This is a genomic window from Deinococcus marmoris, from assembly GCF_001949125.1.
Taxonomy (GTDB): Bacteria; Deinococcota; Deinococci; order Deinococcales; family Deinococcaceae; genus Deinococcus; species Deinococcus marmoris_A.
The window spans coordinates 82,194-105,123 of the sequence record NZ_MSTI01000068.1; the positions used below are offsets into that span (position 1 = coordinate 82,194).

Annotated in this window: 19 protein-coding genes; 10 read left to right on the forward strand and 9 right to left on the reverse strand. The window is 67.9% G+C overall.

The window, feature by feature from the left end; translation table 11 throughout:
- Positions 1-471: 471 nt before the first annotated feature.
- The 4 genes from BOO71_RS10490 to BOO71_RS10505 form a co-directional block, all read right to left on the reverse strand.
- Entirely contained in the window at positions 472-1,926 is a 1,455-nt protein-coding gene (locus BOO71_RS10490; RefSeq protein ID WP_254843115.1) for a hypothetical protein, read from the reverse strand.
- A gap of 5 nt (positions 1,927-1,931) precedes the next feature.
- Positions 1,932-2,627 carry a VWA domain-containing protein gene (locus tag BOO71_RS10495; protein WP_075832068.1) on the reverse strand — a complete coding sequence of 232 codons (696 nt, stop codon included), beginning with the start codon at positions 2,625-2,627 and terminating at the stop codon, positions 1,932-1,934.
- A 178-nt stretch (positions 2,628-2,805) separates the two neighbouring features.
- Positions 2,806-4,959: a transglycosylase domain-containing protein gene (locus BOO71_RS10500; RefSeq protein ID WP_075832070.1), complete on the reverse strand. Its 2,154-nt coding sequence runs from the start codon at positions 4,957-4,959 to the stop codon at positions 2,806-2,808.
- Between the two features lie 10 nt (positions 4,960-4,969).
- Complete coding sequence (locus tag BOO71_RS10505) at positions 4,970-5,266, reverse strand: hypothetical protein (protein WP_075832072.1); 297 nt, start codon at positions 5,264-5,266, stop codon at positions 4,970-4,972.
- A 143-nt stretch (positions 5,267-5,409) separates the two neighbouring features.
- On the opposite strand from BOO71_RS10505, the gene BOO71_RS10510 reads away from it, so the two are divergent.
- Positions 5,410-5,862: an arsenate reductase ArsC gene (locus tag BOO71_RS10510; protein ID WP_075832074.1), complete on the forward strand. Its 453-nt coding sequence runs from the start codon at positions 5,410-5,412 to the stop codon at positions 5,860-5,862.
- A 59-nt stretch (positions 5,863-5,921) separates the two neighbouring features.
- Positions 5,922-7,124, forward strand: a complete 1,203-nt coding sequence (locus BOO71_RS10515; protein WP_075832076.1) for a cysteine desulfurase-like protein — start codon at positions 5,922-5,924, stop codon at positions 7,122-7,124.
- Positions 7,125-7,229: 105 nt separating this feature from the next.
- On the opposite strand, the gene pyrF is transcribed toward BOO71_RS10515, so the two are convergent.
- The gene (pyrF, locus tag BOO71_RS10520) at positions 7,230-8,039 is read right to left on the reverse strand and encodes an orotidine-5'-phosphate decarboxylase (RefSeq protein ID WP_075832078.1); all 810 of its coding nucleotides are present in this window, start codon (positions 8,037-8,039) and stop codon (positions 7,230-7,232) included.
- 125 nt (positions 8,040-8,164) lie between these two features.
- Entirely contained in the window at positions 8,165-8,878 is a 714-nt protein-coding gene (locus tag BOO71_RS10525) for a 3-keto-5-aminohexanoate cleavage protein (RefSeq protein ID WP_254843116.1), read from the reverse strand.
- A 31-nt stretch (positions 8,879-8,909) separates the two neighbouring features.
- Between BOO71_RS10525 and BOO71_RS10530 the strand changes: the two genes are divergently transcribed.
- Together BOO71_RS10530 and BOO71_RS10535 are read left to right on the forward strand one after the other, a co-directional pair.
- Positions 8,910-9,764, forward strand: coding sequence for a DUF1028 domain-containing protein (locus BOO71_RS10530; RefSeq protein WP_075832082.1), 855 nt, complete (start codon positions 8,910-8,912; stop codon positions 9,762-9,764).
- A 51-nt stretch (positions 9,765-9,815) separates the two neighbouring features.
- Complete coding sequence (locus BOO71_RS10535) at positions 9,816-10,298, forward strand: Rrf2 family transcriptional regulator (RefSeq protein ID WP_075832084.1); 483 nt, start codon at positions 9,816-9,818, stop codon at positions 10,296-10,298.
- A gap of 140 nt (positions 10,299-10,438) precedes the next feature.
- On the opposite strand, the gene BOO71_RS10540 is transcribed toward BOO71_RS10535, so the two are convergent.
- Positions 10,439-11,098 (reverse strand): hypothetical protein, encoded by a 660-nt coding sequence (locus BOO71_RS10540; RefSeq protein ID WP_075832086.1) that lies wholly within the window; start codon positions 11,096-11,098, stop codon positions 10,439-10,441.
- 231 nt (positions 11,099-11,329) lie between these two features.
- Between BOO71_RS10540 and BOO71_RS10545 the strand changes: the two genes are divergently transcribed.
- Positions 11,330-12,457 carry an N-acetylmuramoyl-L-alanine amidase gene (locus tag BOO71_RS10545; protein ID WP_368482873.1) on the forward strand — a complete coding sequence of 376 codons (1,128 nt, stop codon included), beginning with the start codon at positions 11,330-11,332 and terminating at the stop codon, positions 12,455-12,457.
- Between the two features lie 22 nt (positions 12,458-12,479).
- Here the strand turns inward: BOO71_RS10545 and BOO71_RS10550 are convergent, their stop codons facing one another.
- Complete coding sequence (locus BOO71_RS10550; protein WP_075832088.1) at positions 12,480-13,700, reverse strand: hypothetical protein; 1,221 nt, start codon at positions 13,698-13,700, stop codon at positions 12,480-12,482.
- A 153-nt stretch (positions 13,701-13,853) separates the two neighbouring features.
- On the opposite strand from BOO71_RS10550, the gene BOO71_RS10555 reads away from it, so the two are divergent.
- The 5 genes from BOO71_RS10555 to BOO71_RS10575 all read left to right on the forward strand — a co-directional run bounded on the left by BOO71_RS10555 (position 13,854) and on the right by BOO71_RS10575 (position 21,366).
- Positions 13,854-14,813 carry a LysR family transcriptional regulator gene (locus BOO71_RS10555; RefSeq protein WP_075832091.1) on the forward strand — a complete coding sequence of 320 codons (960 nt, stop codon included), beginning with the start codon at positions 13,854-13,856 and terminating at the stop codon, positions 14,811-14,813.
- A gap of 41 nt (positions 14,814-14,854) precedes the next feature.
- Positions 14,855-15,946 carry a glutamate 5-kinase gene (gene proB / locus BOO71_RS10560; protein ID WP_075832094.1) on the forward strand — a complete coding sequence of 364 codons (1,092 nt, stop codon included), beginning with the start codon at positions 14,855-14,857 and terminating at the stop codon, positions 15,944-15,946.
- 349 nt (positions 15,947-16,295) lie between these two features.
- Positions 16,296-17,051 carry a glucodextranase DOMON-like domain-containing protein gene (locus BOO71_RS10565; protein ID WP_075832097.1) on the forward strand — a complete coding sequence of 252 codons (756 nt, stop codon included), beginning with the start codon at positions 16,296-16,298 and terminating at the stop codon, positions 17,049-17,051.
- A gap of 7 nt (positions 17,052-17,058) precedes the next feature.
- Positions 17,059-17,964 (forward strand): DMT family transporter, encoded by a 906-nt coding sequence (locus BOO71_RS10570; protein WP_075832099.1) that lies wholly within the window; start codon positions 17,059-17,061, stop codon positions 17,962-17,964.
- A 99-nt stretch (positions 17,965-18,063) separates the two neighbouring features.
- On the forward strand, positions 18,064-21,366 hold the full coding sequence (locus tag BOO71_RS10575) for an EAL domain-containing protein (RefSeq protein WP_083653331.1): 3,303 nt from the start codon (positions 18,064-18,066) through the stop codon (positions 21,364-21,366).
- A gap of 42 nt (positions 21,367-21,408) precedes the next feature.
- Here the strand turns inward: BOO71_RS10575 and BOO71_RS10580 are convergent, their stop codons facing one another.
- Positions 21,409-22,680, reverse strand: coding sequence for a DUF4127 family protein (locus tag BOO71_RS10580; RefSeq protein WP_075832103.1), 1,272 nt, complete (start codon positions 22,678-22,680; stop codon positions 21,409-21,411).
- Positions 22,681-22,930: the final 250 nt, after the last annotated feature.

Genomic DNA, 22,930 nt, shown 5'->3' on the forward strand with positions numbered 1-22,930 from the left:
AAAAAATGTGCTGTGTGGGACGTTCATTTCCGCATCGAAACGGAGAAAAGCACGGTCAGCACAGCAAATATCATTCTGACCGTGCTGGAGATGGAGTGCGGTCAAGGTGGCGAAGAGGGGAATGGGAGGGGTGAAGCGGAATACAGCGCACCAGCAGCATGGAAATCACAACCGATTCCAGTTGAAAGGCGCTGAGAGCGAGATTTTCAGAGTCATCTATTTTTGACGTGCTGACCGCAGTTTTTCCGCATTGACCCTGCTCTTTTGCCCATCCATACGCTCTCCCCAATTTTCTGGAAACTCTTGTTGCACCTCAGAAAATGGGTTTCTGGGACGCCCTACTCGCCCCCTCGCTTTGCAGGTCTCCGCCCCTCTCGTGCCGAGCTGTGCCAGTCGCCCATATAAGGGAGGGAGCCAGAAAGCCCCACTCCCCCAGTTTTTTCCCACGTCCTACAACCCACATCCCACAACCTATAAGAACCCAAATCCCCGTCGCGTCTGCGGGTGCTTCGCTCCGGTCAAGTCCTGTGCGAAGGCTTCCAGGGCGTCCTGCACGGCCCTTGCCTCGCGCACCAGATCGGCGGCGATGCTCTGCACCTGCCCGTCGCGTTCCTGTTCCCAGTGATTCAACACGCGTTCGTTCAGGCGGGCGTGGTCCGGGCTGGTCACGTCGCGCGGGGGGGCCAGGCGGTCACGGGCCATCTCCAAATAGGTGACGTGATCGGTGGCACGGGCGGCGTCGGCGTAGCGGCCTTCCACCTTTAGTTCGGCCACTTTGCTTGCCAGCCGTTCGCGCTCCAGCAGGATGCGGGCGCGTTCGCGGCCCTGAATGAGCGCTGCGCCCGCCGCCATGCTGACCAGCGCAAGGGTAAAGGTCAGCAGGGACCAGTGTTGCGGTTCTACCGGCGTGTCGGAGGCGGCACTCAGATCGGTCAACTGCCCCTGCTGCGCGGCGTTGGCGGCGATCTGCTGGGTCACGCGCAGGATGCCGTCCCAGTTCAGGTAGCCTTCCACGCCCAGATACAGCGCGGTCACGGCCACGATGCCGAGGGTGTACGCGATAGGCCGCGCCATGCCCTGGGTGCGCGTCGCCAGCTTGGCGCGGTAGGCCAGTTCGTCCACCAGCCACAGCAGCAGCACGCTGAACATGATCCCGGCAGTCAGCGCAATAATCGTCATGTACAGCCGACTTTCCGGGTTGAACAGCAGGTTAATGCTCACGCCGCTGATGATCCCCACGAAGAACTTGCTGAACACCGCGAAGGCATTGAAGACCTTCTTGCTGCCCGAACGGCCCTCCGGCGGACGCAGGGCATGACCCTCGCGCGCCAGTTCGGCCAGCGCCTGCTCGTGGTAAAAGCCCTCGGCGCTGTTCACGTCGGGGCGCACGCCGTGGCGGGACAGGGCTTCAAAACGGCCCTGCCGGGCGGCCTCAATTTCCTCGGTGGCCTTCAGGTATTCGCGCTCCACATCGCCGCTGGCCACGTTCATGAAGTTGAGGTGGTCCTGCTGCCGTGCCCAGGAGCCGCGCACGCCCACCCCGGTTTCGGCCAGCACGCGGTCCAGCGTGGTGCGCGCCGCGTCGTAGTTGATGCGGTACTGGTCCACGTTCAGCCGCAGGATTCTTGCCCGTGAGGTCAATGCGCTGCGGGCGGCCTCGTCGGGAACCAGTTGCAACTCGCCGCTCAGGTCCTCCAGCAATTCCGAGAACTGCCCCGGCCTCAGCACCGGCAGGAATTGCTCGGCACTCAGCGCTTCCGGGCGCGGCAGGGCGGCGGCGTAACTGGAGAGGTCAAAGGCTCCGGGGTCAGTGGGGCCTTCCGGCCCGTCTGAGGGTCTAAGGGTCTGAGGGGCTGAAGGCTGGGGTGAGGTCAGCTCTGGCTCTCTCTTGGAGAGGTGGATTTCAACCGTTCTGTCGGTGGGCACTAGCTTTACCTCCTGGCCTTTTTCACGGCGTCGGCGAAGGTGGGATACACATTGTTCAGGTCATACGCGCCCGCCGTCAGCACCCGCGCGTCGTTGCCCGCCTTGCCCAGCGCGTTCACGAACCCGTCGCGGATGGAGTTTCCGTTCTTGTCCTTTTCTGGACTCAGGCCCGCGAAAAAGATCTGGCGCGTGTCCTTGCGGCCCAGCAGCTTGTCAAAAATAACTCCCAGCTTGCCCCGCGCCGGGTCATCCAGCAGCGCCCCGTCGGTGAACATCACGATCACGTCGCCCGTGCCTGCCGTTCTGGCGGTCAGTTCGTTCGCCTTGCTCAGCCCGGCGGTAATCGCGCTGCCCCGCCCGGTACACGGCTGCGTCAGTGCGCCCGTGTAGCGCAGGATGTCAGCCTTGCCCATCCGCGCGCCGTTTTTAGAGGCGAATTTGAAGTCGGCCACCGTCTGCACGCCCTCGCAGATACGGAGAAGCGTGAGTGTGTCCCCTGAACGCACCTGATTGAGCATGATGCTCTGCGACAGCAACCGCGCCTGCTCGGCGTACTTGTAGGCGGGATTCTTGCTGCTGCCCGTCATATCGGCGGCGATCACGAAATGCAGCGGCGGCGTACTCAGCCCCAGAACTGTCCCGGCGCTCATGGGCGCGGGCGTCAGCAGGGGCAACAGGAAAAGAAAGGGGAGGGGGGACATGGGGAAACTCCTTCGGAGGGTCTAAGGGTCAAAAAGTCTGAGGGTCTAAGGGGCTTTTAATCCCCTCTCCACTCGTGGGAGAGGGAGGGAGGCGCGTAGCGCCGGAAGGGTGAGGGGGCCACCGGGCAAACACAAACGAATCAAGTCGCCCTGGCCTCCACCACTCACCACTGACCACTCATTGAGGAGGCACCGGATTCCTCGGATTCAGCCCCGGAATCGGCACCGCCACGCCGCCCACCCGCGTAATCCCAGGCGGAACGTCCACACTTCTGATGTCATGCGGCAACTCGCGCAGCAGGCCGATCTCGCGGCAGGCGGCCTGTTCGCGGTAGAGGCCCACGGGCACGCTCTGACGGCCATCCGGGTCACCGATCCACACCGCCATCGCGTACTGCGGGGTCACGCCCGCGCACCACGTATCGTTGATGTCGTCGGTGGTGCCGGACTTCGCACCCAGCGGCATGGCTCTTCCGCTCAGGCGCTGGTAGAGGGTGGGCCGCAGGAACTTGACATGGCCCACCGAATCGCCCACCGCGCCCGTCAGCATGTCAAAGGTCTCATACGCCACCACCGGGTCCCACAGCGGCTGACAGTCGCGGCGGCGCAGGGGCAGCGGTCTGTCTCCATCTCCGTAGACCTCGGCCAGCAGGTGCGGCTGGCACAGCGTTCCGCCGTTGGCGAAGCTGCCATACGCCGCCGCCACCGTCAGCGGCGAGGCCCGGAACGTTCCCAGCGCTGGGCTGGAGCGGTTGGCGCTGTCCTCCTGATAGTTCACGCCTGCCAGGACTTTCCGTAGTGCGGCTTCCCGCCCGGTGCCCACCTGCACGGCCACGGTGTTCAGGCTGCGGGCATTGGCCTCGCGCACGGTGACGGCGCGGCCCAGGAAGGTGCCGGAATTGTTGCCGATGGCCTGCGAGCCGTAGCGGGTGGCCTGATCGGTGAAGGTGCTGAACTGGTTGAGGTCTCCGTCCCCGGTGCCGAAGGCAGTGGCATACAGGAGCGGTTTGACCGTGCTGGCAACGGGTCTCTGGGCATACGCCGCCCACTGCCGCCCGGCGTCGCTGCTCTGGTTGCCGCCCGTGCTGCTGGCCAGGGCTACGATGCCGCCGCCGCGCACATCCACCACTGCCGCGCCCTCAGCGATACCGGGTGGACGGGGGCCAGTCGCGCCCTCGCCGCTCACGCGCCGTGATAGTTCCGCCTGTGCCCTTGCGTCAATGGTCAGGACCACACGGCTGACCTTGCTGGGATTCAGGCCCGCCGCCCGCAACTCGCGGCGCACCAGTTCCTGCATGGCCCACACGGGTTCGGGATCGTTGCGGTAATCGGGATTGCGCGCCGCGCTCACAATTCGTAAGTCGCCGCCGCTGCCCGCGTACTCGGTGCGCCATAGCCGGGGCTGGAGAGGGACGGAAGCTGCCGCCAGATAATCGTTCTCCGAAATCAGGCCGTGGGAGCGCAGGATTCGCAGGGTCAGCAGTTGCTGAGAACGCATCCAGCGAAAGCGGGCGGTGGCGGTTTCGGGCGGGGTGTTCTCCGAAACCAGATAGCGCCCCGGCGCGGGCAGCAGGCCCACCAGAAAGGCACTCTGCGCCAGGGTCAGGTCCGCCGGGTCCACGCCGAAGACCGCCTGCGCCGCGTCGTACACGCCCTTGCGCTGGCCGATGCCGATCCACGGCAGGCTGTTGACGCTCATGGCTAGAACTTCTGGGCGTCCGTAACGCAGGGTGACCAGGGGGGCCAGCACGAACTCGGTGGCCTTGCGGGCCATCACCAGCCCCAGTCCGCGCCGCTGCGTATCGTAGTCAAAATGCCCGGCCAGCACGTTGTTCTTCAGCAGTTGCATGGTCAGGGTGCTGCCGCCCGCGCCGCTCAGCAGGGCGCGCGGCAGCCGCCCCAGATCCACGCCGGAGTGCGAGAAGAAGCGCACGTCCTCCTTTGCCACGTAGGCCAGCAGAAACGCTTGCGAAACCCCGGTCAGAGGCACGCTCAGCGACTCGCGGCACGGCACGGCGTTGGTGGTCTGGCCCTCGCGGCAGTGGTCAATGACGCCCAGCGGCTGCCCCCGGCGGTCCTGCACTTCAATGGGCCGCAACTCCGAACGCAGGTTCCACACGCGGGTAAAGGACCCGGTACTCCACGCGCCCGCCACGCCCAGCCCCATCATGCCCAGCGTCAGCACGCCCACGGTAGCCAGCCCCGCCCGCATGACGCGCCGCAGGGTCCAGCGCGACTTTGGCTGCTGCACGAACGGCGTGCGCGGCCAGGGGTTTCGCCAGAACGTGAGCCGCTGTCTCAAGCTGTTGCGTTCTGAACGGCTGCGGTTCATGACCTCAGCCTCAACGGGCCACGTCGGTGACGCCCGCCGCCGCCGAGCGGAACTGCCAGTCACGGGCCACGCTGTTCCACAGCCCCGACGCGCCCACCAGAATCACCAGCGCCGTGCCCAGCACTGCCAGCCCGGTGACCGCCCCGGCCCAGCTCATGGCCGGACGGGAGCCGCGTGGGGGGCGCGGTCCCTTTCTGGCCTTCTCGGGTCTGGGAGCCTCCCGCGCCGCAGTGGCCCTTGCTGCACCGGGCAGCCCCACCGACGGCAGGCCGGAGGAATAGGGGCGGGGTTTGCGGACGAAACTCATAGGTAAAGGATAGGGGGGGTGCATGAGCGCCACATCACACCAAAGAGTGAGCAAGTGGGGGTTAACGGCAGTCTCTGACTCTGACTTTCTGGCCCTGACTTCCCACTGACTTGTCTGGGCGGAGGCGCGGGTATGGTGGGCGAATGGCCCACACTCCCCGCGTGCTGATTCTCTGCACCCACAATTCGGCCCGCTCGCAGATGGCCGAGGCACTGACCCGCGCGGCTGCCGGGCGCGTGGGCCTGCCGCTGGACGTGCATTCGGCGGGAACCGAGGCCACTCGCGTCAAGGACGAGGCCCGCACCGTCATGGCCGAACTGGGCCTGAGCCTGGACGCTCACACCAGCAAGACGCTGTGGGACGTTCCCGACGCCCAGAACTTTGATTACGTGATCACGGTCTGCGACTCGGCAGATCAGGCGTGTCCGGCGTATGGGGGCCAGACGACGCGCCTGCACTATCCCTTTCCCGATCCCTCGGGCGGACCGCTGGAGCGCTGGCGGAGTGTCCGTGACGCGCTGGCGCTGCAATTCGGGGCGTTCGTGGAGGCTCTGAGGGTGGGTGAGCCGGTTCCGGCTGGCGTGCAACCCATCTGAGCAGGAGCGGTGAGAGATTCAATCACCTCCGGGCATTCAGACCGGCCTACACTCTGAACATGACCCCCGCGACACTGACCCTGCCCCATCGTCTGCGCGAACAGTTTCCCCCGCTGGCTGCGGGCCGCGCGTATCTGGACAACGCGGCGGGCGGGCTGCTGCCCCTGCGTGCCATTGAAGCGATCACCGCCCACCTGATGCGCTACGGCGCGACGAACGCCATGCCTGGACACCTGCCGGGGGCCGAGATTCTGGCCCTCAAACACCATGCGCGGGAGGCTACCGCCCTCTTCCTGAACGCCCAGCCCGAGGATGTGGCGTTGGCGCAGAGTGCCACCGCGCTGGCCTTCCGTCTGTCTGCCGCCTTTGCCCGGTTGTGGGGGCCGGGGGACGAGGTGATCGTGTCGGGCCTGGAACACGAGGCCAACGCCAGCCCCTGGCGCGAGCTGGAGCGCGTGGGCGTGACCGTGAAGGTCTGGCACGCCCGCCCGCCGGAAATGCGCCTGCACGCCGATGATCTGGCGGAACTGCTCTCGGATAAAACGCGTCTGGTGTCGGTAACGGCGGCCAGCAACGCACTGGGCGTCACCGTGGACATTCCCGCCGTGACCGCCCAGGTGCGTGCGGCAGGCGGCTGGACGATGGTGGACGCCGTCCACGCCGCGCCGCACACGCTGCCGAACGTACAGGCGTGGGGCGCGGATTTCGTGATGTTCAGCCCCTACAAGGTCTTTGGCCCGCACCTGGGGGCGCTGTGGATCAGACCCGAACACCGCGCCCATCTGCCCTGGCCCAAGCTGAGCTTTGTGCCAGACGGCGATATCACGGGCATTGAACACGGCACGCCGCAGTACGAACTGCTGGCCGGATGGCTGGGCACGCTGGATTACCTGCGCGAGCTGGGGGAGTCGCCGGAGTTGACGCGGGCCGCGCTGGTATCCGCATACACCCGCATCGCCGAACTGGAAGGGCCAGTGGCCGAGCGCCTGATCTCTGGACTGGCGGGGATGGAAAACGTGACCCTCTATGGCCCGCAGGATATGACGGGCCGGGTGGGAACAGCGGCCTTTCGCGTGGACGGCGAATCTCCTGATCAGACTGCTGCCCGCCTGACCGCTGCCGGGGTGGACGCGGGGGCGGGCCATTTCTACGCCGTGCAGCCTCTCAAGGATCTGGGCCTGTACCCTGAAGGCGTCGTGCGCGTCAGCATCGCGCATTACACGACTCTGGAGGATGTGGAGCGGCTGTTGGCAGGGATCTAGAGCGCAGGAGGTGGAGTAAGCCCAGCATTCTGCCTGCCGGGAAGCTCTCTTCTCATTGCATCGCTCCGCCAGCGGCTGTACTCAAAAGAGGAGAAAAGGGCGGGCCTAAAGCTCCAGCACCCCATTCAGCTCATCCCTGAACCCTTTCGCCGCCTCCACACTGGCTGCCACGCTCAGGCCGTCCGCGTACTGCACGCCCCGGCTGGCGCTGGCGAGTGCGCCCGTACCGCCCGCATGGAAAGCCCCCTGCAAATCGGTGGCGGCGGCCCCCTGTGCGCCCAGTCCGGGCAGCAGCAGCAGCGCACGCGGCATCAGGGCACGGAAGGTGGCGAGATCTGCGGCATGCGTCGCGCCCACCACTGCGCCGACGCTGCCGTATTCGCCCTCTGGTTCCTGTGCGTTCAGGCGGGCCACTTCCACCGCCACCCGCTCGCTCACGCCGCTGCCCTGCAAGTCGGCCTGACCGGGATTGCTCGTCTTGACCAGCACGAACACCGCGCCGCCGTTTGCCTGCGCCGTGTCCACGAAGGGGGTCAGCGTTTCAAAACCCAGAAAGGGATTGACCGTCAGCGCCGCCCCTGCGTGCCGCCCGGTCAGCCACGCCCGCGCATAGGCCCCAGCCGTGCTGCCGATGTCGCCGCGTTTGGCGTCCAGCAGCACGGGCAGCCCCAGCGTGCGGGCAGCGGCGCAGACCTCCTCCAGAATGCCGAAGCCTTCCAGCCCCAGCGCCTCGTAGAAAGCAAATTGCGGTTTGATACAGGCGGCATACGGGGCGCACGCCTCCAGCACGTCCAGCGTGTGTGCTTTCAGGTGGGTGGCGTCGCGGTAGGCGTCCCGGCGCGGGTCCAGGCCCACGCACAGGCGGGTGTTCAGTCGGCGGGTGCGCTCGGTCACGGCCTGGGCAAAGGTGAGCATCGTGGCGAGGGTAACACTTGTGAGGGATCAGGGGTCAAACCGTCTAACGGTCCAACCGTCAAACCGCCGAGCTGTTGAGCGGTCAGACGGTTAGACTTTTAGACGGTTTGACGGGGCGAAGCCCCTCACCCCAGTATTTCCCGCGCCACACGCACCAGCTCTGCGTTGTCGGCAGCATCAAAGTCGCCGGGCAGCAGCAGGGTGTCCTCCAGGCCGATGCGGGCGCTCAGGCCGCGCCGCCCCGCCTCGCGCAGCAGGGGCCAGGCACTCTCGCCCAGGCCGTGCAGCACGGTAGGTTTGTCCAGATCGGAGGCGTCCAGCAGGGCGAACATCTCCCTCAACTCGGCCTTGTAATCGCGGATGGGTTTGTCGGGCAGTTCCAGCAGGAGGCGCAGCACCTCGTCACGCCGGGGCCAGTCCAGGAAGGTCTGCACCGCTTCCGCCGTCCACAGTCCCGCCTCTACGCCAATGCCGCGTTCAAGCAACAGTTCGGCCAGTTCGGGGGATTGATCCTCGTGCCAGTTGACGGAAACGAAATCGGGCAGCACCGTCCAGGCGCGGACGGCGGCCAGTCTGGCCTCTACGTCCGACAGAATCCACCAGCCGCTGGAGATGCCCACGGGAACGCCCGGACATGCGGCGCGCACGGCGTTCAGGGCATGCGCGACAGCTTCTGTCTCCAGACTTTCCGCCCCCGCCGCATTCCGGGGGTGCAGATGCAGGGCGTCCGCGCCCGCCTCCACCGCCTCACGCGCCGCCCCGGCCAGTTGCTGAGGCGTGACGGGAATTCGGGGATGCTCGCTGGGGGTCCGATTGCCGTTCAGGGCCGCTTTCAACACCCCGTTACCGTAAAGCCTGCTAGCTTTCCGCATGACCTTTTCCATCGTGGGGCGCGACGCGGCAACCGGGGACATCGGCGTGGCGGTGGCCAGCAGGTTTCTGGCGGTGGGCGCGCTGGTGCCGTTCGTGCGGGCGGGCGTGGGTGCGGTGGCCACCCAGAGTTACGTCAACCCCAACTTCGGCCCCGACGGGCTGCGCCTGCTCTTGGAAGGTCTGTCGCCCCAGAAGGTCAGCGCCCGTTTCCAGGCCGAGGATTCCGGCATCGCCCAGCGCCAGTTCGGCATCGTGGGCGCGGATGGACAGAGCGTCACCTTTACTGGCCCGCAGTGCCACGCCTGGGCCGGGGGAATGGCCGGGGCGGACGTGGCGATCCAGGGCAACATCCTGACCGGACCGGAGGTGGTCCCAGCCATGCACGCGGCCTGGAATGCGGCGGCGGGCCAGCCCCTGCCGCGCCGTCTGCTGGCCGCGTTGCGTGCCGGGGACCGTGCGGGCGGCGACAAACGGGGCCGCCAGTCCGCCGCGCTGCTGTGTGCCGGGCCGGGGCGGGGGTATGGCGGTCTCACGGACGACTGGGTGAATCTGCGTGCCGACGATCACGCCGAACCCTGCGCCGAGCTGGAGCGCCTGCTGGACACCTTTGATCTGCTGTTCGGCAGGCCAGCGCAGACGCGTGAACTGACCGCCGGGGAATTGAACTGGCTGCGGGGCGTGCTGATTCGGCAGGGCCACGCCCCCAGTTTGCCGGACGGTCCCTGGGACGCCACCACCGAGGCCGCCGCCTGGGCGCTGTACGGCACCGAGAATCTGGAAGAGCGCTGGATGGCGGGCGGGCAGTTCGATCCGGTGGCGCTGGCGTACCTGCAAGGTCACTTTGGGGACTGACAGGAGCGGTCCAGACAGCCGCTTCCATCACATCTGCTCTAGACTGTCTCCATGCGCCTTTCGGCCACCGATGTGTACGCCTTTCAGGCCCTGGGTTTTCTGGGGACCCATTCTCCGGGGCCAGGGGACGCCGCGCGCTGGGTGTCCAGCGAGGAAATCAGCGAGGCCACCGGGATTCACCGCCCGTATCTGGTGCGAATCCTGGCGGCACTGGGCAACAAGGGCGTGGTGAAAAGCAAGAAGGGCATCGGCGGCGGCTACGCGCTGGCCCGCAAGCCCGCCCTGATCAGCCTGTGCGAGGTGGTGCGCGCCGTGGACGGCCCGGTTGCGCCGCTGAGCTGTATCAGCCTCAACTGGCACGAGTCCTGCCCGGAGGAGGGCAGGTGCCACGTCCGCGCCACCGTCTACACCCGCATGCGCGACGCCATGCTGGGCGTGTTGCAGGAGTTCAGCGTGGCCGATCTGGTGGCCGATTCGCGCCAGGGTGTCAGCTACGGCCACTGCCTGGAGCATCTGCTCAAGCCGAACGCGTAGAGGGTTGTGGGTTGTAGGGTGTGGGGAAAGATGGGTGCCAGACGCAGGTTTTCGGCTTCTGTCAGGCTGTGGATGAAAAGTCGAGACTGAATTCACAGTCCCTGTCCTCCCTGCAACCCACAGCCTACGCCCCACAACCTTTAGTGCAGGTAAGGCGTGAAGCGTCCCAGCGTGGCCGCGTCCGGGCTGGTCGAGGAGCGCACCACCTGATTGCCCCCGAAGACCAGCAGCAGCCGTCCTGCCGCGTCCGCCGAGGCATTCAGCGTGCCCTGTTTCGCGGTGTACGGCCCGGTCAGCACGGCCTGCATGGTGTTCAGATCGAAGACCAGCGCCGCGCCGCTCAGGGCGGGAACGTCGGCCTTCACGCCGCCCAGCGCGGTCACGAAAGCGCTGCCCACATTCAGGATCACGCGCGGGGCACTCAGGTTTTTAAAGCGGGCGTCGTTGTAGGTCACGCTGCCCGTGGCGGTCACGGTGGAGGATTTGAGGTCATAGATCACCTGCGTGGCCCGCAGTGTTCCGCCCTGCTTGGTGGTCAGGACGGCGTTCTGGGCGGTCAGGATCTTGCCGGGATTCAGGGTCATCGCCCCGGCTACCAGTTTCAGGCCGCCCTTGCTGTCGGTGGCGGTGCCGCCCTGCGGTAGTTCAGTGACGCCAGTCTCCAGATTCAGGTTCTGTGGGCCGCGCGGCGTGACGTTCAGCCCGCCAAAGTTCACGGCCTGCCCGCCAGACAGGGGACTCAGAGTCAGCAGACCCAGTGCGGTGGCGGCCAGCAGGGACGAGGAGGAGGGAAATTTCATCGTTCCACCGTAACGGCCCGTGCCTGAGCGGTGTGAGTGGGCCAGTCAGACCTGATTCAGGTGCCGGAGCGGTGTCCCCGCGCTCTCATGGGCTTTCAATCGCCGATCAGGACGGGGGCGTTACACTCCGGGGCAGTGATCTCCTCATCTCTACTGTCTCTTCCGTTCCCAGTTCGCCGGGGTCTAATTCGCCGTGGTCCAGTCGGCCAGAGTCCAGCCCATAAGGGTGCTGTGAACCAGGGGGCCGCGCATTCCTCCCGGCTTCTTCAGATCGTCGCCCTGCTGTGTGCCTTTCTGGTTCTGCCCCGCGCCGACGCCGCCCCGCGTGTGGGATCGCACGACGGTTTTACGCGGCTGGTGTTCGCGCTGCCGGGCAATGCCACCTCCAGGGTCAGTACGGCGGCGCACAGCGTCACCGTCAGGCTCAGCACCACCCTCAAGACTGAAAAGGGAGCCTTAAACGCGGCGGGCGTCAAGTTCTACAACGTGTCGGGCAAGACCGTCACGCTCACGCTGGCGGGGGGTGTCAGTGCGGCCAGGACCCGGGTCAGCGTGTTGCCCAGAAGCGGAACGGCGGCAGCGCGGCTGGTGATCGACGTGCCCACCACTGCCGCCGCGCAGGCATCGGTCCGGGCGGCTTCCACCTCCAGCAGACCGGCGGTATCGACCACCGTCACCCGCCCCCGCGTGGTGCTGGACGCCGGGCACGGCGGCGTCGATCCCGGCATGGTCAGCCAGTGGCTCAAGGAGAAGGACATAACACTGGACGTGGCCCTGCGAACCCGCGCCGAACTGATCAAACACGGCGTGGATGTGGTGATGGTCCGCACCGCCGACACGGACCTGAGCGCCGACAAGCGCACCGATCTTGACGCCCGCTCACGGCTGGCCACCACCGGCAAGGTCAGCGCGTATATCAGCATTCACGTCAATGCGGGCGGAGCGTCGGCGCAGGGCATCGAGACGTATTACTTCGGGCAGCCGCTGGCGGGCAGTGACCGCAGCCGCGCCGTGCAGGAAAACGGCGGCGGCAGCGTGGGCCAGGAGCTGACCCGCAAGGCGGCGAACAGCGCCCAGGGCCTGCTGGGCGACATCGTGGCGCAGGCCAAGCTGTCGTTCTCCCGCCAACTGGCCCAGAAGGTGCAGTCGCGGCTGGTGCAGTACACCGGGGCCGTCAACCGGGGCGTGCAGACCGACGCCTTCTACGTGATCCGCAACCCCACCACCCCCGCCATCCTGACCGAGATCGGCTTCGGCTCCAGCCCCAGCGAGGGACCCCGGCTGGCGACGGCGGCCTACCGCGAAAAGGTCGCGCAGGGGCTGGCGCGGGCCATTCTGGACTTCCTGAACACGCAATAAGGGTCAGGGAGAGGCTCTGAGATCAGGGCTTCCCCCCGATCTTCCGCAACTGCACGCCGTACACGCCGTTCATGTCCTCGCGCCACGCCAGCACGATCTCTCCGTCCGGCAGTACCGCGAGACTGGGAGACCGGGCGTCGTGGTGGGGGTCCAGATTCAGCACGCTGGAATCCTGCCAGCGTCCACCATTCCAGCGGGCCAGGTGAATTTGCCCGGCTCCTGCGCGTTCCTCTACCCAGGCGAGAATTGGCTGCCCATTCGCGTCCAGCGCCAGGGCGGGGGCGGCGGCATAGTTCGCACTGACGGGACCGCCCAGCGCCTGCCATTTCTGTCCGTCCCAGCGCGAGGCGTACAGCGCGTCCTTGCCATTCAGGTCCTCCAGCCACGCCACGGTGGGCTGTCCCTGGGCGTCCAGTTTCAGGCGGGTGGAGGCCAGATAGCGGTCCGGCGTGCGGTTGAGGCTGCCGCCCAGCGCTTCCCAGGCCGCGCCGTTCCAGCGTTTCACGAAGACGTTGCTCTCCAGCACCTCGCCCTGAAGCCACGCCACGGTGGGCTGCCCCGCCCCGTTCAGCCCCAGCGCAGGCGTGCGCGAGAAGACGCTGATCTGGTTGAAGGCCGGGCTGCGCGTCCAGGTTTTTGCCGCCGGGTCCCAGCGGCGCACGCTCAGGCGGCTGCCGTAGGGATTGCGGAGGGACTCGCCCCACGCAAAAACGGGTTCGCCGTTCTGCGCCACCACCGAGCGGGTGCGGGCCGCGTAGGGCAGATCGTCGCCCAGATAGCGCGGCTGCCACCGGGTCCAGTTTCCCTCCTGATACGCGCGGAAGACCACCACGTCGTTGTCGCCGTAATTCTCGTTCCAGACCATGATCGGCGTGCCCCCGCCGTCCAGCGCCAGATCAATGTTGGAGGCGGGACGCGGCACGTCGTAATTCAGCACGCCGCCGGGGAGACCGCCGCGTAGTAGTTCCCAGCCGTTTCCTGTACTGCGCCACACCCGGACCTTGCGCGATTCGTAAAAGCCCTTGCCGCTGTCGGCCTGCCCGGCATCGTTCAGCAGCGCCAGCACGAGGGAGCCGTCCGGGGCGGCGGCAATCTGCACCTCGCGCAACGGGCGCGCGGCCTCGGCGGGGGGCGGGGATAGGGTTTGAAAAGCCTGCGGGGCTTCGTTGCCGCCTGCATGGGCGCTGCCGAGCAGGGCGGCGCACAGGAAAATCAGGCGGGGGTGGGCCGGGAATCTGGACATGGAATGGCCTCCTGAGATCGGAACAGTTGAAGGGCGGGTCAGCAGGGGTGTTCCGTGCATTCTGCGTCCGTGACTGGGCAGGAACAACGCAGAGAGCCGATGCTCCCCGGACCTTGTATCGAGAAATTCGATGGAAGCCCCTAGACTGCGGCCATGACTGCCGAACCACCCCCTCGTCCCGCTCTGCCTGCCCAGTTACCCGCACTGGGCAGCGCCCACCTCAGCGTGCTACTGGGCGTGGCCGAGGCGGGCAGCTTCAGCGAGGCCGCGCTGCGGCTGGGGCTGGCCCAGTCCACCGTCAGCCATACCGTGCAGACCGCCGAGACGGTGCTGGGCCTGCGGATTTTCCAGCGGGGCCGCCACGGCGCGTGGCCCACGGCGGCGGGCGCGCGGGTGCTGGCCCACGCCCGCAATGCCGCCGACGCCTTGCACGCCATGACCCTTCTGCCAGCTCCACTCGGCGGCACCCTGCGCGTGGTGTCGTGCCGCAGCGTGATCCGGCAGTTCATCACCCCGGCGCTGAACGCCTTTGGTCACCTGTACCCGGACGTGGAGGTGGTGGTGCGCGACACCTCCGGCGAGCATGACGAGATCGAGGCGCTGGTGCGGGCGGGCAAGGCCGATCTGGGCCTGGGCCGCCTGCCGATGCACCCCGAACTGGACACGCGCGAACTGCTGGCCGACGAATACCTGATCATCGCGTCTGCCTACGCTCCACCCATCCGCACCTGGGCCGACTTTCACCGCGCCGCGTATATCGTCTGCGAGGAGGACTGTGCCCCGTTTATCGCCGCGCATGTGGCCCGGTATTCGCAGCCGCCCACGCCCGCCGTGCGTCTCAAGGACCCGCAGGTGGCGCTGGGCCGGGTGGCCGAGGGACACGGGTTCACGGTGCTGACCGGTCTGGTGTTCGTGCCTCTGCCGCCCAATCTGCGCGCCTATCCACTGCCCACGCCGCTGTGGAGGCAAATCGGCAGCGTGACCCGCCGGGGTCAGCAGGAGGCTTCGCCACTGATCGACGCCTTCCGGGACGCCGTGCTGTCGCCAGGAGCGTTGCGGGCAGCGGCGGGACGGCAGGCGCATCTGGTGCGTTTTGGGGAAGGGGCGAGGTAGCCCGGTGATCTGCTGACCCTCTGACCCGTACACTGCCTCCCATGCGCGTCGTCCTGAAACTCGGCACCAGCGTCCTGACGGCGGGGGGGGACCGCCTGAGCCGCCCGCGTCTGGTGGACCTGATGCGCGGCATGGTGGCGGTGCAGGCCGCCGGGCATCAGGTGGTGCTGGTCAGCAGCGGCGCGGTGCTGGCAGGCTGGGAGGCCCTGGCCTTTCCGCCGCGTGACCGCACGCTGGCCGAGAAACAATTGCTGGCGGCGGTGGGTCAGGGCCGCCTGATGCACCTGTACGCCCTGCTGGCCGAGCTGTACGGCGTGAACGTGGCGCAGGTGCTGCTGACCGCCGACGATTTCCGGGACCGCACCCGTTACCTGAATGCCCGCACCACGCTGGACGCCTGCCTGAGCCGGGGCGTGCTGCCGATCATCAACGAGAACGACGCCGTGGCCCTGGAACAGATCCGGGTGGGCGACAACGACACCCTCTCGGCCTTCGTGGCAAATCTGGTGGACGCCGATCTGCTGGTAATCCTGACCGATGCCCCGGGCCTGTACACCGCAGACCCGCGTACCGATCCCGACGCCACCCTGATTCCCGTGGTGGAGCGCGTTACGCCGGAGGTCTGGGCGCGGGCCGGGGGCGCAGGCTCCCACCGGGGCACGGGCGGCATGCACACCAAGATCCAGGCCGCCGAGATCGCCACCCGCGCCGGAACCCCGGTGGTGATCGCCCCCGGCGACGCGCCCGACGCGCTGGCCCGCATCGTGGGCGGCGAGGCGCTGGGCACGCGTTTTCTGGCCGCTGGCTCGCGCCTGGAAGCCCGCAAGCGCTGGATTCTAGCCGAGATCAGCCCTGCCCGCGTGCATCTGGACGACGGCGCGGCGCGGGCGGTGACCGAGCGTGGCTCCAGCCTGTTGCCCGCTGGAATCCGGCGCGTGGAGGGCGAGTTCGTGCGCGGTCAGACCATCCGCCTGATCGGCCCTGGCGGCGCGGAACTGGCGCGTGGGCTGACGCGTTATGCCTCGGGCGATCTGGGGCGTATCGCCGGGCATCACTCGCGCGAGATCGAGGCGCTGCTGGGCTTTACCTACGGGCCGGAAGCGGTCCACCGGGACGATCTGGTTCGGCTGTAGGGGGCTGCTGTGTTTTTCGGGCAGCCCCCCCCACCCCCCAGCCCCCTACCCCAGAGGGGCAGGGGGAGCAGCGCTGCGCTAGGCACGAGTTTTTGGGCGTTATCGGTGGGAGAGGGCGGCGGCATCCGGGTCTGACGCCCTCCTCCGTTACGCTGAATGCGGCCCGTCCGCTACGCGCCCGACGGCCTTCGGTTGCTACTTAACTGACATCTATGGAAGTGCCAGTTCCTTGATCTTTAGCCCCTCCCTCCTTGCGGGGGTGGCGGGCGCAGCCTGCCCTGCTTCTGGTTCTCTCGGTTCAGTCCGGTCCTGGCCCCGCATTTCGTACCCCGCCTCTATACTTCCCCCTGTGCTGTTGCTGCTGCTGCTCACCGCCTCGCTGCTGACCGTTCCCGATCCGGCGGGGGACGCGCGTGGGGATGGCGGTTACATCCTGCCGCGCCAGCCCGCCGTGACCGAGGACGCGCTGGATCTGCGCTCGTTCAGTGCCGCGCCGCAGACCGTGGCAACACAGGCCACGGGAATGCGCTTCACGGTCAGCTTCGGGCAGATCGGCAACCCCTGGAATGCGCCGTCGGGCTTCTCGGCAGGGGTCACCGACATTTTTATCAAGACAGGTCCGGGCGGGCAGACGGCGCTGGCGGACACCGGCCTGCGGGCGCGCAGTGGGGGCTGGCATTATCACCTGCGCGTGACCGGTTACGGCAGCACGCTGGAGCGAACGGACGACGCCGGGGAGCAGACCGAGCGCCTGACCGCACCCACCGTGCAGATCGAAGGCACCGGACTGGTCATCGACGCCGCCGTGCCCGCTGGAAGTTACGCGTACTGGGTGACCAGCAGCGTCTACAGCCCGCTGTCGGCGGGCGGGGTCCTAAAGCCCACGGGCAGCACTGGCCCCGGCAGCCTCCAGACCGGGCGGGCGGACGCGCCCACACCCGTGGATGTGCTGGCCCCCGCCGGGGACACCCGCGCCTTTACCGACGGCACCCTGGCCCCGGTGGGCGACACGCGGGACCGCGCCAGCCTGATCCTGGCGGTGCTGGGTGGGCTGGCCCTGCTGGCCACCGTAGCCGCCACGGTGGCGATCTGGCGGCGCAGGTGACCCGTCCATGAGTGCGGAGACTGCACTCCCGGCCCGCCCGGCTGTTCCCGCGCCGCTGCTGATTCTGGCCGCCGCGTGCCTGTGGGGCCTGCTGGGCATCTTCGGCAAGGGCGTGCAGGCGGAGGGGGTGGCCCCGCTGGAAGTGGCCTTCTGGCGGGCGCTGCTGGGCGGGGCGCTGTACGCCCTGCACGCCCTGCTGACGCGCAGCCGCCTGCCGCGTGGGCGTGACCTGTGCATCACGGCGGCTTTCGGGATTGCTGGGGTCAGCATCTTTTACGGCACGTATCAGTTGGCGGTCAGGGCGGGCGGGGCCAGCCTGGCTTCCGTGCTGCTGTACACCGCCCCGGCCTTCGTGGCGCTGCTGGGCTGGGCCTTTTTGAAGGAGAAACCCGGCGGGCGCGAGTGGCTGGCGATTGCTGGAACGCTGCTGGGCATCACCCTGATCAGCCTGGGCGGTGGGCAGGGCGTGAATGTCACGGTCCCCGCGCTGGCTTTCGGGCTGACGGCAGGCTTTACCTACAGCCTGTACTACCTGTACGGCAAGGCATTTTTTCACCGCTACAGCACCCCGGCGCTGCTGGGGGTGGCGCTGCCGGTGGGGGCGCTGGGGCTGCTGCCCTTCGTGGCCCCGGCGGGATTCGCGGCCAAGTCAGCTTCCGCGTGGGGCGGGCTGGCGGGCATCGCGGTACTGTCCACCTATCTGGCGTACCTGCTGTACAGCGCGGGCCTGCGCCGCCTGAACGCCACCCGCGCCAGCGTGATCGCCAGCGTGGAGCCGGTGGTGGCGGCAGGGCTGGCGGCGCTGTTGTTCGGCGAACGTCTGGCGGCCCTGGCCCTGCTGGGCGCGGCGCTGGTGATCGGCGCGGCACTGCTGCTGAGCGTGGAGAAAAAAGTGCCGACGCGCGGGCGCTAGCAGTGGATTCCTGACACGCGTCCTGAGTCTTTCCTGCCCGCACCGCATTGATTACTTGGAAGGCGGTGATTGTTCAGAAAGAGCGGTGCGCTACCATACATGAAGATTCTCATGCATCCTCACCCGCCGATCTTTCCTCCCCGACGACAAGAGACGGATATTGCCGTCACTATGACGGGACCGGGGGCCGGGTCCGCGCCGGACATCCTGCTGGGGCCGCTGGCGGGAATGCTGGAGCTGGAATCGGTGGTGGCGGCGCGGCTGTTCCTGACTGGCGAGAGCGGCACCTTCGCGCTGATGGCCCAGGCTGGCCCTGTATCTCCCCAGGCTGGCGCTCAAGTTGCCCCGGTGCCCATTACGGCCACGTCGCTGGCCCTGTGCCGCCGCGCTGCCGAACTGCTGGCGCACCTGCCGCAGCCTGAGCGCCTGTTCGACGCCTCCAGTCTCTACGCGGCGCTGCTGGCACCGGACGCCGTGCAGGTGCTGAGCGGCGCAGTGACTTCCCAGCCTTCGCTCTCCCTGTCCGTCCCTGTCGAGGTGGGCGGGGTGGTGCGCGGGGCGCTACATCTGGACCTCGAACCCGTGGACGGGGCTGCGGTCCAATCGGTGGACGCGCTGCCGCCCGCGCCACTGTTGGCACTGGCGCAGGCCCAGGCCGGGCTGCTGGCCGCAGCGCTGCACCGACTGGACCTGAACCGCGCCCTGAACGCCGCGCAGTGCGAGGTGGAGTTGCTGGAGCGGGCGTGGCGGGCGGTGGCGCACTCGGGCAGCCAGCAGGAGCTGTTCGAGCAGGTCACGCGGGCCGTTCACGAGCTGATGGAGGTCGAGCATGTGGCCATCGGCATGCTGGAGGGGGGCGTGCTGGGGGGGGGCGTGCTGGTCCTGCGCGAGAGCGCCGGGCAGGGCCAGTGGGACACCCGACACCCGGTTGATACGGGCGTGGCGGGCCGGGTCGCCCGCAGTGGTCAGCCCGCGCTGGTCCCGGACGTGACTCAGGACCCCGATTACATCTCCATGCTGCCGGGAGTGATCAGCGAGATCTGCGTGCCGCTGCTGGACGGCACACGCGTGGTGGGCGTGCTGGACGTGGAATGCGAGTCCCGGCATCTGGGCATGCAGGACCTGCGCCCGCTGGCGACGCTGGGCACCTGGCTGGGGCAGGCCCTGGAGCGCGGGCGGCTGCATGCCGACACCGAGCGGCAGCGCCGGGCGCTGGACCTGCTGCACCGCCTGCGGACCTCGTTCGGCACAGGACTGGACACCGCCCAGAGCGTCCGGGCGGTGACCCGTGGGTTGCGTGAGACCTTCGGGTACTCGCATGTCAGCGTGTACCTGCTGGACGGGGACGTGCTGGCCATGCAGGATCAGGTGGGGTACGCCGAGGTAATTGAGCGCCTGCCGCTGGGCCGGGGCGTGATGGGCCGGACCTGCCGCAGCGGCGAGACCCAGTGGATCCCGGACCTCAGCCGGGACCCGGACGCGCTGCTGGCCCTGCCCGGTATTACCTCGGAGGTGTGCGTGCCGCTGCTGCGTGGCCAGCAGGTGATCGGCGTCCTGAACGTCGAGACCTTCGGCAGCGCCGAGCCGCTCGGGCAGTGGGACGCCCAGATCATCGGCTCGGTGGGCGGCTACCTGCAACAGGTGCTGGAACGCTCGTGGCTGCACGCGCAGGTCAGGGAACGCGAGGCCCAGTACCGCCTGCTGGCCGAGTACACCAACGATCTGGTCTGTCTGCACCGGCCCGGCGGCAACTTCATTTATGTCAGCCCCAGTGTCCACGGACTGCTGGGCTACCTGCCAGCCGAACTGATCGGCACTTCTCCCGAAGCCCTGATGCACCCGGAAGACCGGGGCCGCCTGCATGAACTGGGCCAGCATCCGGGCCAGACCATCCTGATCAGACTGCGCCACCAGAAGGGCCATTACCTGACCCTGGAGGCCAGCATCAGCCGCATCGAGTCGGAGGAGTTGGAGCGGGAGGGGCGGGCGGGTCCGTCTGTGCCGTACCAGTTCCTGTCCTCGTCGCGGGATGTCACGGCGCGGCAGGAAGCCGAGGCGCGGCTGCTGTGGGCCGCCTCCCACGACTCGCTGACCCGGCTGTTCAACCGCGACCGCCTGTACAGCGCCCTGGAGGAGCAGATGGCGCTGGCCCAGCAGACCGGACGGCCAGATTACGCGGTGCTGTACCTGGATATGGACCGGTTTAAGGTGATCAACGACAGCCTGGGCCACACCGCCGGGGACCAGTTGCTCCAGGCGTTTTCCGAGCGCCTGAAAGCCTGCATGGACGGCGCGCTGGTGGCCCGGCTGGGCGGCGACGAGTTCGCCGTGCTGATGTGCGGGCTGCCGCCGGGTGACCTGAGACCGGTGGAGAACGCCGCCGCGCGCCTTCAGGCCCGCCTGATCGCGCCGTTCACGGTCCAGGGCCGCTCTGTGGGGGTCAGCGTCAGCATCGGCGTCGCGCCGGGTGAGCTGCACCACGGCTCGCCCGCCGACATCCTGCGCGACGCCGACCTGAGCATGTACCGTGCCAAGCGTGACCCGTCCCGCCCGGTGGTGACCTTCCGGCCCGAGATGCACACCGCCGCCCTGCGCCAGCTTCAGCTTGAGGCGGATCTGGCGCAGGCGGCGCGGCGCGGCCAGATGCGGCTGGTCTATCAGCCCATCGTGGACATCCAGACGGGCCGGATCGGCGGCTACGAGGCCCTGCTGCGCTGGCAGCATCCGCAACTCGGAGCGGTCCCGCCAAACGAATTTGTGCCGCTGGCCGAGGAACTGGAGATCATCTCCGAGCTGGGGGCCTTCGTTCTGGAGGCTGCCTGCCGCACTTTCCAGTCGGCCTGCTCTGATCCGGCTGGCGCGGTTGCCTCCCAGCTCCCGTCGCTACAGGTCAACGTGTCTACCCGGCAGTTCCTGCGCCCCGGCCTCGCGCAGACGGTGCGCCGGATTCTGGACGATACGGGCTTTCCCGCCGCGCGGCTGCACCTGGAGGTCACCGAGAGCGCCCTGATCCTGGATATCGACGAGGCCGCCCGTACCCTGACCGAGTTGCGCGACCTGGGTGTCCGAATCCACATCGACGATTTCGGGACCGGGCATTCCAGTCTGGCGTTCCTGCACCGCTTTCCGGTGGACGCCCTGAAGGTGGACCGGGCCTTCATCGCCCGCCTGGGCGAGGATCTGGTCAGCGCCAAGCTGGTGCAGACCGTGCTGCTGCTGGCCCGCACCCTGGATGTGGACGTGATCGCCGAGGGCATCGAGACGGCCACGCAGCGCGACCACCTGATCCGCATGGGCTGCCGCTGGGGCCAGGGCTACCTGTTCGCCCGGCCCCTGGAACTGGCCGATACCCTGGAATTGCTGCGGGCTGGCCCGGCTGCCCTGCTGGGGCCACGCGATTGAGCGGCCCGTAATTGAGCAGTCCCGCCGACTGGGGCTAGATTCTCAGCGGGCCTGCAAATCAAAATCCCACTCGAAGGAGCGGCCCCAGGGCAGGGCGGCGTCCTCCAGCACATATTCGTTGCCGATTCGCAGCGGAAAGTAGGACTGCGCCAGCCTCAGCAGTTCGGCCTGTCCCTGCGGTGTGTCCAGCTCCTTTTCCGGCACGGCCTTGCGAAGTGCGGCGCGCAGTTCGGTGCTGTAGATCACGTCATTGGCGTACTCGCGGGCCAGCAGGGCGTCTTGGCGCAGCGGATCGGGATTGTTGAGGGCCAGCTTGGCGTGGGCCAGCGCCGAGCCGAGGTTGTTGCCCGGCGTTCCCCAGGCGGCCAGGGCGCGCAGGTTGGCGTGCTGGCGCAGGGTGGTCAGATCGGCCCACAGCCGCGAGTTGCCTAGGTTGACCTTTTCCACGTCCGCCACCGCCACCGGCCCGCGCCGCAGCAACGCGCTGATTCGCAGGGCAGATTTGCGTGGATCGCCGCCATTGAACACGTAGAGGGTCAGATCGGCGTTCGCCTCTTCCGTGACCGTGAAGCCGCTGCCCGCCGCGTGGTTGGCCGCGCTCTGCGTGAGTGGAATGCCCTCGTACTTGATGACCGCCTGCGCCGCTTTCGGGTCGCTGTATTCCACCCGCACGGTCTTTTTCTGGGGGGCCAGTGCGCGGGCCACCAGCATGGACAGCACCTCGTCCGCGCCAGGGTAGACGCGCACGTTCGCTAGGCCCCTGTCTGCCGCCGCTTTTGCCAGCGCCGCACCTTCCGCCGGGGCCGGGCTGCCGGGCAGGGCGTCGTCCCAGGTGATGTCCAACTGGGCAAAGTCTCCCGCCGCCGCCCAGTCCAGCATGGTCCGCGCCACGTCCAGATTGCGCGCGCGGTCCGTGGCGTCCGGCTCGCGCGGCAGGGTGATGAAGGCGAGGATGGGCTGCCCGGTCCGCTTGTGCCACTCGCGCAGAGGCTCCAGCCGGGTCAGCGCCTGCGCCGCCGTCAGCGGACTCTTGCGCGACTGCACCAGCCCGCCGTAGGCCAGCGCGTCCAGTGAGGCGATCAGCGGTCCGTCCGTGGGCTGGGTGCTGAGCCACGCGGCCAGCAGCGCCGGGTTGGCCTCCTGTCCAGCGTTGCCCAGCAGCACGGCGGGCGGAACGTGGGGTGTGCCGCCGCCGAGGCCCGCGATCAGGGCAGGTAGCACCCGTGTCGCGGGCCGTGAATCCAGCGGGAGAAGGGTCTGTGCCCCGGCCTGGGCAGCGATAAGTAAGGAGAGAAGGAGAGTGTGCCGAAACATGGGGGAAGGGTAGCGGGGGGGGATGAGAGGGGGTTTTGGGTTGGCAGCTTGCGGTTTAACCCCTCCGCCCCTTCGGGGCACCTCCCCTCAAGGGGAGGCAAGGAGATTTCTGCGTGGCAAGGTTAATTGCCCCTCTTGGCTCCCCTTGAGGGGAGCTGGCAGCGAAGCTGACTGGCTGGTACAGCTCCGCAGGAGAGGGGTTAAACCGCAACCACCCGCCCCTGCCCCCCAATCCCCCTTTCCCCACACC

Bases quoted from the DNA above. Each gene is read 5' to 3' on its own strand.
- BOO71_RS10500 (WP_075832070.1), bottom strand. From the start codon at position 4,959: ATGAACCGCAGCCGTTCAGAACGCAACAGCTTGAGACAGCGGCTCACG.
- BOO71_RS10575 (WP_083653331.1), top strand. From the start codon at position 18,064: ATGAAGATTCTCATGCATCCTCACCCGCCGATCTTTCCTCCCCGACGA.
- BOO71_RS10555 (WP_075832091.1), top strand. From the start codon at position 13,854: ATGACTGCCGAACCACCCCCTCGTCCCGCTCTGCCTGCCCAGTTACCC.
- pyrF (WP_075832078.1), bottom strand. From the start codon at position 8,039: ATGCTCACCTTTGCCCAGGCCGTGACCGAGCGCACCCGCCGACTGAAC.
- BOO71_RS10535 (WP_075832084.1), top strand. From the start codon at position 9,816: ATGCGCCTTTCGGCCACCGATGTGTACGCCTTTCAGGCCCTGGGTTTT.
- BOO71_RS10540 (WP_075832086.1), bottom strand. From the start codon at position 11,098: ATGAAATTTCCCTCCTCCTCGTCCCTGCTGGCCGCCACCGCACTGGGT.
- proB (WP_075832094.1), top strand. From the start codon at position 14,855: ATGCGCGTCGTCCTGAAACTCGGCACCAGCGTCCTGACGGCGGGGGGG.
- BOO71_RS10580 (WP_075832103.1), bottom strand. From the start codon at position 22,680: ATGTTTCGGCACACTCTCCTTCTCTCCTTACTTATCGCTGCCCAGGCC.
- BOO71_RS10510 (WP_075832074.1), top strand. From the start codon at position 5,410: ATGGCCCACACTCCCCGCGTGCTGATTCTCTGCACCCACAATTCGGCC.
- BOO71_RS10570 (WP_075832099.1), top strand. From the start codon at position 17,059: ATGAGTGCGGAGACTGCACTCCCGGCCCGCCCGGCTGTTCCCGCGCCG.
- BOO71_RS10495 (WP_075832068.1), bottom strand. From the start codon at position 2,627: ATGTCCCCCCTCCCCTTTCTTTTCCTGTTGCCCCTGCTGACGCCCGCG.
- BOO71_RS10530 (WP_075832082.1), top strand. From the start codon at position 8,910: ATGACCTTTTCCATCGTGGGGCGCGACGCGGCAACCGGGGACATCGGC.
- BOO71_RS10505 (WP_075832072.1), bottom strand. From the start codon at position 5,266: ATGAGTTTCGTCCGCAAACCCCGCCCCTATTCCTCCGGCCTGCCGTCG.
- BOO71_RS10515 (WP_075832076.1), top strand. From the start codon at position 5,922: ATGACCCCCGCGACACTGACCCTGCCCCATCGTCTGCGCGAACAGTTT.
- BOO71_RS10550 (WP_075832088.1), bottom strand. From the start codon at position 13,700: ATGTCCAGATTCCCGGCCCACCCCCGCCTGATTTTCCTGTGCGCCGCC.